Annotated in this window: 13 protein-coding genes; 8 read left to right on the forward strand and 5 right to left on the reverse strand. The window is 34.0% G+C overall.

Annotated features, from left to right (window positions below):
- Positions 1 to 93: 93 nt before the first annotated feature.
- On the forward strand, positions 94 to 1185 hold the full coding sequence (locus AB4Y90_RS08030; protein ID WP_441556888.1) for a GEVED domain-containing protein: 1092 nt from the start codon (positions 94 to 96) through the stop codon (positions 1183 to 1185).
- Positions 1186 to 1233: 48 nt separating this feature from the next.
- Here AB4Y90_RS08030 and AB4Y90_RS08035 read toward each other — a convergent pair whose 3' ends face one another.
- Entirely contained in the window at positions 1234 to 1725 is a 492-nt protein-coding gene (locus AB4Y90_RS08035) for a YcxB family protein (protein WP_441556889.1), read from the reverse strand.
- A 4-nt stretch (positions 1726 to 1729) separates the two neighbouring features.
- The gene (locus tag AB4Y90_RS08040) at positions 1730 to 3877 is read right to left on the reverse strand and encodes an endonuclease MutS2 (RefSeq protein ID WP_441556890.1); all 2148 of its coding nucleotides are present in this window, start codon (positions 3875 to 3877) and stop codon (positions 1730 to 1732) included.
- Between the two features lie 240 nt (positions 3878 to 4117).
- On the opposite strand from AB4Y90_RS08040, the gene AB4Y90_RS08045 reads away from it, so the two are divergent.
- On the forward strand, positions 4118 to 4627 hold the full coding sequence (locus tag AB4Y90_RS08045; RefSeq protein ID WP_441556891.1) for a GNAT family N-acetyltransferase: 510 nt from the start codon (positions 4118 to 4120) through the stop codon (positions 4625 to 4627).
- Positions 4628 to 4798: 171 nt separating this feature from the next.
- Entirely contained in the window at positions 4799 to 5440 is a 642-nt protein-coding gene (locus tag AB4Y90_RS08050) for a uracil-DNA glycosylase (protein WP_441556892.1), read from the forward strand.
- Here the strand turns inward: AB4Y90_RS08050 and AB4Y90_RS08055 are convergent.
- From AB4Y90_RS08055 to AB4Y90_RS08065, 3 genes are all read right to left on the reverse strand, one after another.
- Positions 5427 to 5927, reverse strand: coding sequence for a hypothetical protein (locus AB4Y90_RS08055; RefSeq protein ID WP_441556893.1), 501 nt, complete (start codon positions 5925 to 5927; stop codon positions 5427 to 5429). The two genes, AB4Y90_RS08050 and AB4Y90_RS08055, sit on opposite strands and share 14 nt — an antisense overlap.
- Before the next feature lie 8 nt (positions 5928 to 5935).
- On the reverse strand, positions 5936 to 6427 hold the full coding sequence (locus AB4Y90_RS08060) for a DUF456 domain-containing protein (RefSeq protein ID WP_441556894.1): 492 nt from the start codon (positions 6425 to 6427) through the stop codon (positions 5936 to 5938).
- Positions 6428 to 6491: 64 nt separating this feature from the next.
- The gene (locus AB4Y90_RS08065) at positions 6492 to 7670 is read right to left on the reverse strand and encodes a carboxypeptidase-like regulatory domain-containing protein (RefSeq protein WP_441556895.1); all 1179 of its coding nucleotides are present in this window, start codon (positions 7668 to 7670) and stop codon (positions 6492 to 6494) included.
- A 169-nt stretch (positions 7671 to 7839) separates the two neighbouring features.
- Here AB4Y90_RS08065 and AB4Y90_RS08070 point away from each other — a divergent pair, with 169 nt between their 5' ends.
- From AB4Y90_RS08070 to AB4Y90_RS08090, 5 genes are all read left to right on the forward strand, one after another.
- Positions 7840 to 9105: a mechanosensitive ion channel family protein gene (locus AB4Y90_RS08070; protein ID WP_441556896.1), complete on the forward strand. Its 1266-nt coding sequence runs from the start codon at positions 7840 to 7842 to the stop codon at positions 9103 to 9105.
- 164 nt (positions 9106 to 9269) lie between these two features.
- Positions 9270 to 9989 carry a pyridoxine 5'-phosphate synthase gene (locus tag AB4Y90_RS08075; protein ID WP_441556897.1) on the forward strand — a complete coding sequence of 240 codons (720 nt, stop codon included), beginning with the start codon at positions 9270 to 9272 and terminating at the stop codon, positions 9987 to 9989.
- Positions 9990 to 10090: 101 nt separating this feature from the next.
- Entirely contained in the window at positions 10091 to 10876 is a 786-nt protein-coding gene (locus tag AB4Y90_RS08080; RefSeq protein ID WP_441556898.1) for an alpha/beta fold hydrolase, read from the forward strand.
- Positions 10877 to 11284: 408 nt separating this feature from the next.
- Complete coding sequence (locus AB4Y90_RS08085) at positions 11285 to 12292, forward strand: NAD-dependent epimerase/dehydratase family protein (RefSeq protein ID WP_441556899.1); 1008 nt, start codon at positions 11285 to 11287, stop codon at positions 12290 to 12292.
- A 90-nt stretch (positions 12293 to 12382) separates the two neighbouring features.
- Positions 12383 to 13656, forward strand: a 1274-nt coding sequence (locus AB4Y90_RS08090; protein ID WP_441556900.1) for an AMP-dependent synthetase/ligase, incomplete at its 3' end; no start/stop codon positions are given.

Here is a 13656-nt window from a genome sequence, read left to right on the forward strand (position 1 = left end):
TAACAGCATTGGTCAAAAATAAGAATAAAGTTTAATCACCCGATGAAGAATATTTTTATTATTTTTAAAAAATATTAAAGAAAAACTAATTACATGATCAGAAATCTATTTTACTTATTCTTCATTTTTTCAACTTTTAATTTATCTCAAGGAAAAAACTTTTCTGAAAAATCAAAATTAGATTATTTCTGCGATCTGTTGGCTCCGGCGAATGTTGCAGTAACCAATATTTCTCATACAGCAGCAACGGTAAGTTGGGCAAATGATCCGAATACTTCAGATTATATTATTGAATTCCGGCCGGTCGGAAATTATCCTTGGACTTCTCCATTAGTTCCGTCTAATCAAAACGTTTACAATCTAAATGGCTTATTGCCTTGTACTGCTTATGAAGTCCGGGTTGCCAAAATCTGCAATAACGTTCCAGGAGCATGGTCTGCAATATTGGTTTTCAATACAAAACTCAATTATTGTACATCAGAGTCAGCAAATTCCGGGCTTATGCATCTTTCGAATGTTACCGTTACTCCTTCCTCAACTGGTTTGTCGCAAATGGTAAGCAATTCTGCTGCATCTTTATACACCGATTACCGTCCTGATGCAACTCGTAAAGTTTATTTAACTTGGGATTCTGCAAACAATACGATTTCTGCTACCAAAATAGGTGCAATAAATTCAAATGCGGCTTTTGTAACAGCCTGGATTGATTTTAATGCAAACGGAACTTTTGAAACAAGCGAAATAATTATGAATCATACATCAAGCTCGGCTAATATCAGTACAAATACGTTTAGCGTGCCTTCTTTAGCTTCGGTTGGTGGAAGTATCGATTGTGCAGTTACGATGAGAGTGGTTTTTTCAAATACGGCAGTTACAAACGGCTGCGGTAATTTTGCATATGGTGAGGTCGAAGATTATGATGTGTATTTATCAACAGAGGCTAATCTTGCGGTAAACGAAACGATTAAAAATAAAAAAATCGGTATTTATCCAAATCCAGCTTCAGATGTTTTGAATATTTCAGGAATTTCATGTGATATTGATTTTGAAATCTACAATTCTGCAGGACAAAAATTGCAAAAAGGAAAAACTAAAAATAAAACTGTTAATATTAGTGGTTTAATAAAAGGAATATATTTCATTCGACTAAATGAAAATTCCAAATTTAAATTTATTAAGAAATAAAAAAAAATAGAGTGTTTCATATATAACACTCTATTTTTTTTAATTGATTTAATCATTTCTAAGCTTTGCGCTGACTTTATTGTTTACGATGATTTTCCTTAATTCTGAAATTTCATTTTTTGTAAAATGTTTTTTCGGAACCATATTCATCGTCGTTTTGCTTTGATAGATCAGAAGCCAGTCTTTTTTTTCGATAATTTTATGCACCGTGTTCCAGCTAAAATCTCCTTCGAAAGTTTCACCTTTGGTCTGAACTTTTTCATCAGTAAAAGTATAAATGATCTCTTCCTGAATCTTTTTGTTGGAATAAAAAGCATTTTTCAGCCGGAAATAAGAACGAATAATAATAAAAACAAATGCTGCAGCAAACCAGATCGATGCAGATTTTAAGATATTCTGCGCATTGTTTTCAGTATTGTAAAAATTTAAACCCAAAAACAACAGGATGATGAAAGAGAAAATTATAATTCTCGGCAATGAATTTTTAATATTAAAATTTAGAAAATCCTTAAACGTAATATGAGTTTTTGCTGTTATCATTGTATTAAATTCTTTCTAGCTCATCGGCATCAATCGTCGTCTTAAAAGTTCCGTAGTTTACCGTTACTTTATTTCTTGAGATTTTTTCGATCGTTCCCACACTTGTGCTTCCCGTAATTCTTACACGTTGCCCGATTTTCATCCAGACCGCTCTGTCGGTTTTACGTTTTTCCTCGATTTTTTCGTTGGTTTCGGTAATCTTTTCGATGACTTCTTCCTTCTTCAGTTGCTGCGTAATTTTTCTTTTCACGATCTGAAGTCGCTTAGATTCATCTTTATCTGCACCAATTTTTCTGAATTTTTCCTGCTCCAGGATTTTCACAAAATCTTTTACCACATCTTTCCTCGATTTTCCTTTTACATAGCTGTCGATGAAAGATTCTATCTTCGTTCCGAACTGCAGTTTACGATGCTCATCTTCATACAGTTTCTGGAAGTTAAATAGCTTTTGCTGAAGCTGCTCATTCAGTTTCTGCAGGTTGTCTCGCTTGTCTTCCACAGATTCTTTCCTTTCGGCAAGATCAGACTTCAGCTTTTCAACTTCGTATTTTTCCTGTTGAAGTTTCACAATCGTTTTATCTAAATTCACAATATCATGCTCCACTTTTTTCTTGGCAGAATGAATGATGAATCTCGGGATTTTATTCTTTTCGGCAACCTCAAAGGTAAATGAACTTCCAGCTTGTCCTACTTCGAGTTTGTACATCGGCTCCAAAGTTTCTTCGTTGAAAAGCATTGCCGCATTTTGAGCATTCGGAAGCTGTTCTACAACCAGTTTGATGTTGGTATAATGCGTTGTAATGATCGCAAAACTTTTTTTGTCGTAGAAAAACTCTAAAAAGCTTTCCGCCAATGCTCCACCCAATTCGGGATCAGAACCGGTTCCGAATTCATCGATCAGCAAAAGCGTTTCTCCGTCTGCTTCACGAATAATTCCACCCATTTTTTTCAGCCTTGACGAATACGTTGAAAGATGATTTTCAATAGATTGATTATCACCAATGTCAGTCATTATCTTGTCAAAGAAAAACATTTCGGATTTCGGATGTGTCGGAACTAAAATTCCGCTCTGAATCATCAGTTGCAGCAATCCGACCGTTTTTAGAGTAATCGATTTTCCACCTGCATTCGGTCCGGAAATACAGATAATTCTGTTATGTTCCGTTAATGCTAATGTTTGTGGGAAAATGGTTTTGTTTTCTGCTTTATTTCTTAAAAATAATAAAGGATGGAAAGCGTCTTTTAATCTTAAGGTTTTATGGCGGTTGATTTTTGGTAAAACACCGTTAATTAACTCCGCAAATTTTGCTTTGGCTCTGGTTAAATCAAGATCAAAAATATACATTTGATACCTCCAAAGCTGAGGTTGGAATTCTGCCAGTTCCGCAGTTAATTTTCTCAGGATTTTGTCGATTTCTTTTTTCTCTTCTTCCTGGCTTTCTTTAAGCTTAAAATGATGTTTTACCACAGAATCAGGCTGCATGTAAGTGATAGAACCTGTTTTTGAAAGTCTTAAAACTCTTCCTGCCACTCTTTTTTTGTAGGCAGATTTTACCGCCAAAACTCTTTGGTCATCAATAATCGTTTCACGAATTTCATCCAGAAATTCACTTTGCCCATAATTGAATAATGCCCTGTTGAAATTTTCGGTAATTGCTTTTTTAGCATGCTGAATTTCAGTTCTCAATTCTTTTAAAATCGGGGAAGCTTCACTTTTTACCTCCCCAAAACGGTTGAAAACTTTGTCAACTTTATCAATGATTTCCTTTTTAAATTCCAGTGCAGAAACATCCTGAATCAAATTTGGGAAAGTTTCGGTCATGGTTGGAAAAAACTTTTGCAGTTTCCCGATCTGTTCCGTAAGTGTTTTTATTTTGATAAAAGCTGCATTTTCCAATCGGTAATTCTCGATCAGCATCAATTTCAGCTCATTTTCAATATCTTCATACTCATCAAATGGAATCACATTCGAACTTTCAAAACTCGATAAATATTCGGAAGTTTTTTTTAATGAAACTTCAGCTTCGTCAATGTTCATCGGACGAAGTTCAAGGATTTTATTTCTCGTTTTCGGAGAATATGCAAAAGGAGCAATTTCCGCAAGCAGTTGCGGAAACTCTAATTCGTCTAAATCTTCTTTATTTATATACACATTGCAAAGATAATTAATTTGATAATGAATTAATTTGATAATTTGAAAATGTATTTTATTTTGAACCATTAAGATTCTATTAAGGTGTTAAGAGTATTAAGTTAAGCTTCGCTGTTTTAAGTTTGCTTCTAAAAAAAATCTATTTGATTTTCCTTAATAAAACTTAACTTCTTAATAAATCTTAATGGTTCAATTTTAATATTAAATTAATTTTCAACAAGGTTTTATTACTTTTGAAATATGAAACTGGAAACTGAACGATTAGTTTTAAAACCGATTAACGAAAATCATGCTGAAGATATTCTGAAAATTAGAAGTAATGAAGAGATCAATAAATTTTTAAAAAGAATTCCGCCGCAAACCAATTATGATGCATTGGGTTTTATTTTAACGATTAAACAACGGGTTGAAAATAAAGAAACAATTTTCTGGGGAATTTCACTTAAAAATCAATCAAACCTGATCGGAACAATTTGTCTTTGGAATTTTTCGGAAGACCGTAAAACTGCCGAAGTTGGTTACGAATTATTGCCAGATTATCACAGCAAAGGAATCATGTCTGAAACTTTACAGGCAGTTTTGAATTTCGGTTTTAATGAATTGTATTTAAATGAAATTTTAGCTTTTACGCATCAATTGAATGAAAGTTCAAAATCACTTCTTTTAAAACATCATTTTGCTTTGGAAGAGGGCAGAACTGATGAAGGTTTTCCTGATAATTTGGTTTTTAGTTTAAGAAAAAATATATGATTTTGTCATTCTGAGGAAGGAAGAATCTCAATTCTAATCATTAATTTTGCTAATAGATTCTCATTACGCTTTGCTTTATTCAGAAATAGAAAATTCGAAAAAGTCAATGAAAGTCTGGCGTAAAAATTGAATTTTCAAATTAAAACAATTCTCACATTTTCAAATTGACTTATGACCTGGACAGAAATTTTAGCCCCAATAAAAAACACCGAATACTTTACCCATCTTTGGGAGAAAGTAAAGCAGGAATATGCAACTACAAAGGTCTTTCCACCGAAAAATCAGATTTTCAGAGCATTAGAATTAACTGCTTTTGAAAATGTGGAAGTGGTAATTATAGGGCAAGATCCTTATCATAACGATTTTCAGGCAAATGGTTTGTGCTTTTCTGTTTCAGAGCAGGTTACAGCGCCGCCTTCGCTTAAAAATATTTTCACAGAATTGAAAAATGATGTTGGTGTAGACCGAACTTCAAAAGAATTGGACGACTGGGCAAAACAAGGCGTCTTATTATTAAATGCAACATTAACCGTTCGTGCGCACTCTCCGAATTCCCACAAAGACTTGGGTTGGGAAAAATTTACCGATTTTATCATTAAAGAAATTTCAGATAAAAAAGAAAATGTGGTTTTCGTTTTGTGGGGAGCTTTTGCACAGAAAAAAGCCGAACTGATCAATCCGGCTAAACATTTTATTTTAAAATCTGCGCATCCTTCACCTTTTTCCGTTCACAGAGGTTTCTACGGAAGTAAGCCTTTTTCGAAGATTAACGAATATCTGGCTTCAAAAGGTAAAAAACTTATCTCGTGGTAGATGAACTTTGTTGATCTTCTTTCGTAATTTCAATTCCTATTTTATATTTTCCCGAAAATGATTTTGCACTTTCCTGAGAAGTCGTTTGCGGTGTAAGTTCTACCAGTGAAATTGTATATCCGTTAAAAGATTGCGTTTTGTGATAATTTTTACCTTTCACTTCTGCGGTTGAAAATTGTAAAACCATTGGTCTGCTTGTGGTGCTCATCAACTCAACATTGGCAACGGCAACTCCTGCCCAAACACATTGTGTGCCTTGAGGACAGCGGCTGTCTTCTGCAATACCTTTAAAAGTGACATTCATTTGAAATTCCTGCAAAAATTTATTTTCACCTTCACTGAAATAAATAATTTTGTCAGATTTCTTAAGCGGAATGTCGTTCAAAGTAGTGTTTTGACTGGTTTTAGTTTGTTGTTTTGTATCTTTTTGCGCATTGCAGTTGATGAGGCTTATAAAACTTAAACCAATGATTATATTTTTATACATTTTATAAATTATATTACGTTAACAATGTCTAAAATTACAACTAAAAGCATTGCGATTCCTACAACTAAACTAAATCCTGTTCCGTAAATAAAACCGATAAAAGCGCCTTTTGTAGATCTTAAGGCTTTGTTCATGTCTTTACTGTCGTGCAAAAGTTCACCAATAAAAACTCCGGCAAACATTCCTACCAAAAATCCGAGCGGGATAGGGATGAAAATTCCCACAATTGTTCCAATGACCGAACCGATGCTTCCCCAACGTGTTCCGCCGTATTTTCTGTTGGTTTTTGCTGGAATTATATAATTTAAAACTGCCGAAGCAAGCGTTAAAATCACGAAAGTCCAGATATACAGCACTGARAGATCAGAATCTGTACCGTATTTATAAATCAGTAATCCGGCGAGACTTAAAACAAGCCCCGGTAAAACCGGTAAAAAAGTTCCTAAGATTCCTAAAATAAGCAATACAATACTTAAAAAGGAAATAATTGAATGATCCATATTTGTTCTAATAAAAAAAGTGACTTTGCAGCCACTTTTATGTATCAATTTTTAAGCCGATTTTTTAAAGATTTAAAATGACATATTGCAAAATTACACCTGCATTTCCAATGTTTCCTGTAGCGTGATTGTGGAAGCTTGTGTAATAAATATATCCGCTGTTTGTAGATCCGGAGCAAGGTCCTACTGTTGCGCCTAAAGCAACCAGATAAGGAACCGTAATCGTAGGGACGGAAATACTGATCTGGATATTTCCCGGAAGTGTAATACAAACCGTTGTGAATGTAGAATTCGGAGCATTTCCAATTGGTGTTGCCGGGATTCCGGTTGCGGTAAAATGATTGGTTCTGATCATTAAAGCATTATTTGATGAAGTTTCTTTCACCAAAACTTCCCAATAAGTCGGGTCGTAGTTCACGATTTTTTGCCATAAACCCAGATCGAAATCAATATTTAAAGTATTAAAACCTAAAGCGGTTGATAATCCTGCGTTATTCACCGTTGCCGGAACAATTCCCGAAGTTCCTGTATTTTTTGAACATAATTTTGTGTCGGGTACAAATCCTCCTGCAAGCGAGCAGTTATTGGTATTATCAGTTCCTCCCACTAAGTAGGCAACATCCCAGTCTGAAGCGTAAATACTTCCTCCGTTTGCTACAAAAATTGCTAAATTGGCATCAATTGCAGGATAAAGTGATTGGTTTAAACTGTAGTTTCTTGAGCCGCAATTCAGAAAAATAATATCATATTGGGAAATCGTATTGATGTTGGCAAGATCAGCATTGGTAATTTCTGTGGCGGTGTAGCCCAAAGTCTGGATGATGTCTTCTATTTTATCATAATTTCCTTTTACATAAGCTATTTTTGCAACCTGATTTAGTTTTGTCTGGTTGGTGTTAAGATTGACGGTTTCATTGTTTTTTACGGTAGCTGCAATTTCGGTACGGAAGTTACTACCATCACCAGTCTGGATATGAATGGTGTGATTTCCAACGGGAGCTTCTAAAGCAAAATTGCCATCTGAATCTGAAGTGGTGTGATAAATTTTATATTTTTCGTCAAACGTAAAAACAGATGCTCCACCGATAGGTTTGGTACCATTTTGGGACATCACTTTTCCTGTAAGTTTTCCGGTTTGTATGGTGTTGTCAACCGTAACTTCGGCGGGGTTTTCAGAATCTGATTGGCATGATCCAAATGATAATAATACAATGAAAATCAATAATAAGTTGAAATTTTTCATAAGATATAGTTTTTTGGTTTAGAATACTAAATTAGTAATTTTATTGTTAATATGATTTAATTATTAAATTATTTTTATGTAATTGTTATTTATATTTAATGAATGTTATTAAAAGTCTTTATTTAATTAGGGTTGTGATGCATCTTAATTTTATTAAATTTGTTATTATATGAAAGACGAAATAAAAGATACCAAAAGTTTTTTTCAGGAAACAAGTGAGCAGCTTTACATCTATGTGAGCAAAATCTCTCCGTCGGGAACGGATTGGATTTTTCATATCATCGTGAAGCTTGCATTATTGATTGCTATTTTTTTGCTGTTTGATTTTATTTTTAAACTGATTATCAATTATATATTTCGACTTTTTCATAACGAAAATAAATTTCCTGTTTTAAAATCGGTATATCAGTCAAGAATTACCAACTCGGTTGCACATTTTATAGCATTAACTTTTATCGCTTCAATGCACGAATCTATTTTTGTAGGAGCTCTGGTAAAGACCACGGTTTTTATTCATCGTTCGGTTAATTTGGGGATGGTTCTTATTCTTGCAGGCATGCTTTACCGCTCTTTAACGGGTTTTAGATATTATTTTACGATAAAGCAGGATTATTATAAAGTGATGGCAATCAATGCTATTTCTGAAACGGTGAAAATTTTGGGTATATTTATTTTTACCGTAGTAAGTATCTGTGTGATTTTCGGGATTAAAGGAACTACAATTGTCGGAAGTTTAGGAGCGATTACGGCGGTTTTGGTTTTGGTTTTCAGAGATACGATTTTGGGATTTGTAACCGGAATTCATGTAGCAACATCTAAAAGTTTAAAAGTAGGCGACTGGATCGGAATCCCTAAATACAATATTGAAGGAAATATTTTGGATATCAGTTTGCTGACCACTAAAATTGCCAATTTCGATAAAACAATTTCCTCAATTCCAACGTATGATTTGCTGACTACCGAGATTAAAAACCTTCAGGTAATGTCTGAATCAAATACCCGAAGAATAAAAAAATCTATTTTTTTTAATATCAATTCGTTTAAGTTTCTGAATAGTGAAGAAATTGAGCGCTTAAAAGAAATTAATCTTATTTCAGATTATCTGAACGATAAAACTTCAGAAATAAATCAGGAAAAACAATCCATAGAGCATCGGGATAAAGTCATCAACGGAAGACAGCTTACCAATGTAGGAGTTTTCAGGTATTATGCACAAAAATATCTCGAAAATGATCCTGAAATCGATAAGGAAAGCCCGATTATGGTTCGCCAGTTAGAAATTACAACACAAGGTTTGCCAATGGAGGTTTATTGCTTCACCAACGATTCAAATTGGCAGCGTTTTGAAGAAATCCAGGCAGATATTTTTGATCATTTACTGGTTGCTTCAAAAGAATTTGATCTTCAGATTATGCAGATAGGATTGCCCAAATAAAAATATTTAATCTTTGTCAATTCGCAGGAAGTTAAAAAACTTTTATAAAGCCACTTTCGGGTGGTTTTTTTATTTTTGTACTTTAATTAATGAAGGTGTACGATTTTTAATTTAATTTAAAATATTTAAAATTCTGTTTTTCAGCTTCAAACTTAATAAAGAAAATGACAAAACTAAGTGTAAACATTAATAAAATTGCAACGCTGAGAAATGCAAGAGGAGGCGAAACGCCAAGTGTGACAGAAGCTGCAATAAAAATTCAGGAATTTGGCGCACACGGAATTACCATTCATCCGAGACCTGATGAAAGACACATCACCAGAAAAGATGTCTATGATCTGAAACCTTTGGTAACTACGGAGTATAATATTGAAGGAAATCCTCACCGTGAGTTTATAGACATGGTTTTGCAGGTAAAACCGGAACAGGTAACTCTGGTTCCCGATGCAGATGATGCGATAACGTCAAATGCAGGTTGGGATACCAAAAAACATTTCGATTTTTTAAAAGAAATTATCGCCGAATTTAAAAATGCGGGAATCCGTACTTCTATTTTTCTCGATCCAAATCCTGAATTGGTAGAATATGCCGCAAAAACGGGAGCCGACAGAATTGAACTGTACACAGAAGCTTACGCAAAAAACTATACGGTTAATAAAGAAGAAGCCATCAAACCTTATTACGAAACAGCTGTAAAAGCTGCTGAATGTGGTTTGGGAATTAATGCAGGTCACGATTTAAGCTTAGAAAATTTGAAATATTTTGCAGATCATATTCCGAATCTTTTAGAAGTTTCTATTGGTCACGCTTTGGTTTCTGAAGCTTTGTATATGGGAATGGAAAACACAATTCAGGCATATTTGAAGAGACTGGCAAAATGGTAAATGTATAGATGTTAGATAAGATTTCAGATGTCAGACTAAAATAATATGGTCAATTTGTGATCTGAAATCTAAAATCTGACATCTGAAATCTAAAAAAACTTATGGAAATTTTACATTCAAAAATATTTGGCGAAAACTTATCGTCAACACCGCTTTTGGTATTTCACGGTTTATTTGGAATGCTTGATAACTGGGGAAGTTTCGGAAAAGAACTGGGTGAATTTTTGCCGGTTCATTTGATCGATTTAAGAAATCATGGCCGAAGCTTTCATTCTGAAGAGATGTCGCATGATGATTTGGCAGATGATATTGCCAATTATATGAATCATTATGGAATTGAAAAAGCTCATGTTTTGGGGCATTCTTTAGGTGGAAAAGCGGTGATGCAATTTGCAATCAATTATCCTGAAAAAGTAGAAAAATTAATTGTTGTTGATATTTCTCCAAAAGCTTATCCGCCGCATCATCAGGGAATTATAAAGGCTCTGGAAACGGTAGATTTCAACACGGTTGCTTCCAGAAGCGATGTTGAAAAAGTTTTAACGCAGTATATCCCGGAAAAATCGACCATTCAGTTTTTAGCTAAAAATTTGTATTGGGAAGAATCTGGTGACAGCAAAAAGCTTAATTGGAGGTTTAATTTGAAAACGCTTTCTGAAAAGTATAATCAATTTGTTTCCAATGCAATCAAATATGGTGTTTTTCAGGGCGAAACTTTATTCATTGCCGGTGAAAAATCAAATTATATTTTGCCACAAGACGAGTTTTCCATCAGGCAACAGTTTCCAAAAGCAAAATTTGTAAAAATTAAAAATGCTGCACATTGGGTTCAGGCAGATAATCCGGCAGATTTTGCAATTGTTGTGAAAGATTTTTTAAATATATAAATCAGGTGCTGATAATTTAAGTATTGTTAAAATTTTCCCAATTGTTTTATTTTTAGTTATTGTGAATTATTTTGTTGTATCTTAGATTTGTCAATTTGATAAGGATATTTATTTTATGTAAATTTATTCGTTGTTTAAATTTTATATAATTGTTAATATTTTATAATTTTGATGAGTTTCGATTAAAAATTCATATTTAACATATTTATATCAGAAAGGAAGCTTTGTATCAAAGTTTCCTTTTTTATTGCTTTAAGATAAACTGAATAATTATGAAAACCTGATGAGTTTTGACTGAAAAAGTTGCAAATTTGCAGAAATTGTTTTTTAGTTGAAATTTCAACTAAAATCAATTCTTATAAAAATAAAACAGACAGGTTTAGCAGGTCATCAATTAGAATTAAATTCATGGTTTTTGTAACAGGAGCAACAGGAATTTTAGGCAGGGTCATTGTTTTGGAACTTTTGAAAAAAGGTAAAAAAGTGCGTGCTGCAAAAAGGCCTTCAAGCAATATCGATGAAGTAAAACATTCTTATCGGTTTTATACCGAAAATCCGGATCATTTTTCCAATCAAATTGAATGGGTTGATGTCGATTTTGATGATGTTAATGCTGTTGAATCTGCCTTAAAACAGGTTACAGAAGTTTATCATTGTGCTGCAAAAGTAGGTTTTCACCCGAAGGATGAAAAGGAAATATATCACACCAATGTCAAAGCAACCGAAAATCTTCTTTTCGCCTGCGAAAACTCTACGGTAGAAAAATTTCTTCATGTAAGTTCGATTGCCACGCTGGATCTGTTGAATGAAAAAGGTGAGCTAGACGAAGATTCAGACTTTAATCCTAAAGAAGAGCATTCTGCTTATGCCATTTCAAAACACCTTTCCGAAATGGAGATTTGGAGAGCTTCTGCAGAAGGTTTAAATACGATCATCATCAATCCCGGAATGATTATCGGAACAGGAAACTGGGGGAAAAGCAGCGGAGATATTTTCCCGACATTTGAAAACAACAGTTTTACTTTCTCTGGCGGAACAAGCTATGTTGACGTGAGAGATGTAGCCGAAATTTCAATACAATTAATGGAAAATAATGTTTTCGGAGAACGCTTTATCGTTATTTCGGAAAGTAAAAAATATGCCGATCTCGGGAAGCAGATCAGAACAAAATTAGGTTTGAAAGATGCCAGAATTCTTTCAAAAAGTACTCTGCAGATTGGCAGAGTTGCCAACTGGTTTTTCGGATGGATCTTTCCTCAGCTGAAAATGGCTACAAAATCTAATATTGATGCAGTGTCGTCCCTCAATATCATTTCTAATCAAAAGATTAAAGATAAATTAAATTTTAAATTTATTCCGTTACAGGAAAGCATCGATTTTCATCTCAATAATTATATTAACGACAAAAAGCTTTAATATAAGCAGTATTTAATTATAAATTATTTACTTTTAAAAACATTCGAGATAAAACCATAAACCGTCAACTAAAAACTACCAACAATTGTAATGAATCTTGCAGAGGCAATTATTATAAAAAATATAGAAAAGCACCCTTTAAAATCGGCAGTCGGTTTCAAAAAGAAGGAAGGCTGGAAAGAACTGAGCTGGAAAAAATTTAGCGAAATTATTTTTAAAACCGCCAATGCGCTGAAAGATTCAGGGATTGAGGAAGATGATAAAGTAGCAATTTATGCCGATAATTCTGCAGAATGGATGATTTTTGATTTGGCAGCCATGTCGATTGGCGCCATTACAGTTCCCATTTATTCTACCAACAATGCAGAACAGGCAGAATTTATACTGAAAGATTCGGGTGCAAAAATTGTTTTGGTAGGAGACCAGAAACAATATGACGGCTGTCTTGAAATTTTAAAAAAAGAAGATAACGATAATCAGCTTAAAACAATCATCATTTCTAAAAAAGCAGTCTGGATCAAGAAAGAATTCAGCAGCTTTTACCTTGAAGATTTTATTRCCAAAGCTTCTTCTGAGCTTGAAATTGTTTCTAAAAATAATGATGATTTAGCCACAATAATTTATACTTCCGGAACGACAGGAACACCGAAGGGAGTCATGTTAACGCACGGAAATTTTATTAAGGCATTCGATGCCCATTTTGAATTTTTTAAATTTAAAAACTTTGAAGAAGAAGTTTCATTGGCATTTTTACCTTTAACCCATGTTTTCGAAAGAAGCTGGAGTTTGCTTTGCCTGTATGGCGGAGCAAGGGTTTATTTTTTAGAAGACCCGAAAAATATTGCCAAAGCTCTGGAAGAAGTAAAACCGACAATGATGTGTGCGGTTCCGAGATTTTTCCAGAAGGTTTATGCGGGAGTTTTAGAAAAAGCAGAAGAAGGCTCGTCATTAAAAAAGAAAATTTTTAACTGGGCTTTAGAAGTTGGCAAACAAACAGCAGAATTAAAAAGAACGGAAAAAGAAATTCCTTTCGGATTAAAAATAAAAGAGAGTTTTGCCGAATTGCTGGTTTACAATAAGATTAAAGAAAAAATGGGCGGCAGACTTTGGTTTATGCCTTGCGGAGGCGCTTCTTTGTCGCCGGAAGTTACCCAGTTTTTCGAATCGGTGAACATTCATCTTACGGTCGGTTACGGTCTTACGGAAACTACGGCGACTTTAACAGCTTTTCCGTTTACGAATTTTGAGCATGGAAGTTGTGGAAAACCTTTGCCGGGTGTAGAAATCCGTATTGGTGAGCAAGGCGAAATTCAGGCAACAGGAAACGGAATAATGAAAGGGTATTACAACAAACCCGACGAAAC

Source organism: Chryseobacterium sp. 2TAF14, assembly GCF_052115105.1.
Taxonomy (GTDB): domain Bacteria; phylum Bacteroidota; class Bacteroidia; order Flavobacteriales; family Weeksellaceae; genus Chryseobacterium.